Raw genomic sequence first — 2047 nt, 5'->3', positions numbered from 1 at the left:
TATACATCTACAAGTCTCTTTGCTTCATATTCTACTGTTAGCATTAGTTGACTATCTTGGTCAAGTTTCAAAACAAAGTATTGTTGTAAAAATTCAATTACAAAGTGGATAAAACCCACCAATTTGATTAAATATTCAGCAAATATGATAATTTACTTAATAAATATCAGAATAATGTAGTTAAAGTGAATTTTTCAAATGTTAATTAGGGTTCATAAAAATCAAGCCAATATGATTTAACAATTTAAGGATGAATACTAAATCTCAATATAATCATCATGCGCGAAATTCCTGAGAAGCATAGAGACTTCTCAAGAGTTTTTGCTAGGGATTTTATAGAATAAGAATTAGTTTTAATGCTTTGATTCACAGTATATGAGCCATAATGGCAAGGTCTTGCACTCGGAACAAAGCTTCGCTTTTCTTAGCGCTTTCACTCGCAACATATGAGCCATAACATGGCGCAAGGCCTTGCGCATGAGGAATGGAATTCCGCAAGTGCTTCGCTTTTCTTAACGCCTTCACTCACAGCATAGCTGTTCGTCTTGCGCAGCTAAAAAGCGTTGCTTTTCTTAACGCTGCTCAGGTTCGATCTGGCATAACAATGGATGACCTTGCGCGCGGGCATAGTTATTCACCTGATTGGCTTTGGTTTCAGCGATATCTCTTGGATAAATGCCTGCTGTTCCCTTACCTTCATAATGAACAGTCAGCATCACCTGACTGGCCTGATCAAAGTCCATACCAAAATAACTTTGTAGAACTTCAATGACAAAATCCATTGGAGTGTAATCATCATTCATTAAAACCACCGCATATAATGGCGGACGCTTTAATTCAGGTGGGGCTGTCTGTACAACCACTTCACCTTCATGATCTTCCTGCGAATCACTTAAACGTGGATTTAAGTGCCAATCGACATAACCTGATTGATGAAAAGAGTTTTTCACTTCACTTAAATTCATTTGACGCTTGTATCTTCGCATATCCAGTTCTTAATCTAAAAAATTATTGAGCATTCGCTTCGGCTTGAGGAATTTCTGACACAAAGGCAGAACTTACATCCACAGGCTTACCACGTTGCCAGCTAAAACGTTTAATGATCGGTGTACCTGATCCAGTTAAGCGCACTTCAATAAATTGCGGCGTAAAGCCTTTTGGCATGGTCCAGCGGCCAGTTAAACGCTCAAAATCCTCAAAGTTGAAGTTTTTATCTTCTAAAGGTACGATTAGAACTTCAGTATCCTTAATTAGACGTAATTCGACTGAACCTGAAGCACGGCGTTTGTTCGGGCTGACCTGAACAAGATCAATCTGATATTCATACGCATTTTCAGGTAATGACTTAATTGCCATATTTTGAATCGTTAAACTTACACCACCACGTTGTCTGAGGATTTCACGATAAATCGCATTCATTCCCTCAAACTGGGCTTTGTCCGCATTGGCCTGATTCACAGATTTGAATAGATCATCTGCGTTGCCTACTGCCATATCACGCTCTTGTACAGCCGCATTTAAGCTCTTACTCACAGCATCCAAAGCGGTCTTCTGTTTCTGGACAACATCGACCAATTGTTCCGCATCAGCATCGTAACCAACAACGGTTAAACCCTGACGGTGTCCGACAGTATAACCCAGCATAAAACTACTACCGATCAGAACGGTAGCACCAATAATCAAAGGTAAATTCGTTTTTAAAAACTTATTTTTTTCAACGGAACTGTCTGGTGAAGTAGTCGGTTCAACGTTTTCCATCATCATCTCTATCGTTATGATTTGCATCAAAGCACACATTAAAATCGAAATTTAAATGTGTGTGAAGTAAAAAAGCGTTTTTTATGGTAATAAACCAATGCCTTCTAAGCCAGCAGCCTCATCGAAACCGAACATGAGATTCATATTTTGAATCGCCTGACCCGCTGCCCCCTTCACTAAATTGTCCTGAGCCACCAACACAATCAGCTTATTCGGCTGTGGGCGATAAAGTGCAATTCTGAGCTCATTCGCACCGCGAACACTACGAGTTTCTGGTGAGCTATTTGCA

At 39.7% G+C, this 2047-nt stretch carries 2 protein-coding genes and 1 pseudogene; all 3 read right to left on the bottom strand.

Annotation, left to right across the window (positions count from 1 at the left end; genetic code table 11):
- Positions 1-572: 572 nt before the first annotated feature.
- Positions 573-986, bottom strand: a complete 414-nt coding sequence (gene clpS / locus J699_RS00115) for an ATP-dependent Clp protease adapter ClpS (protein ID WP_165569270.1) — start codon at positions 984-986, stop codon at positions 573-575.
- Between the two features lie 22 nt (positions 987-1008).
- Positions 1009-1758 carry a DUF6776 family protein gene (locus J699_RS00120; RefSeq protein WP_032869492.1) on the bottom strand — a complete coding sequence of 250 codons (750 nt, stop codon included), beginning with the start codon at positions 1756-1758 and terminating at the stop codon, positions 1009-1011.
- Between the two features lie 81 nt (positions 1759-1839).
- Positions 1840-2047: pseudogene (locus J699_RS00125) on the bottom strand (N-acetyl-gamma-glutamyl-phosphate reductase); the annotation flags it as partial.

Source organism: Acinetobacter sp. 1000160, assembly GCF_000588715.1.
GTDB lineage: Bacteria > Pseudomonadota > Gammaproteobacteria > Pseudomonadales > Moraxellaceae > Acinetobacter > Acinetobacter courvalinii.
Note: the sequence above shows the minus strand (reverse complement) of the source record. Positions and strands in the feature narration are given on the sequence as shown.

Coding starts and splice junctions, on each gene's coding strand:
- J699_RS00120 (WP_032869492.1), bottom strand. CDS start 1,758: ATGGAAAACGTTGAACCGACTACTTCACCAGACAGTTCCGTTGAAAAA.
- clpS (WP_165569270.1), bottom strand. CDS start 986: ATGCGAAGATACAAGCGTCAAATGAATTTAAGTGAAGTGAAAAACTCT.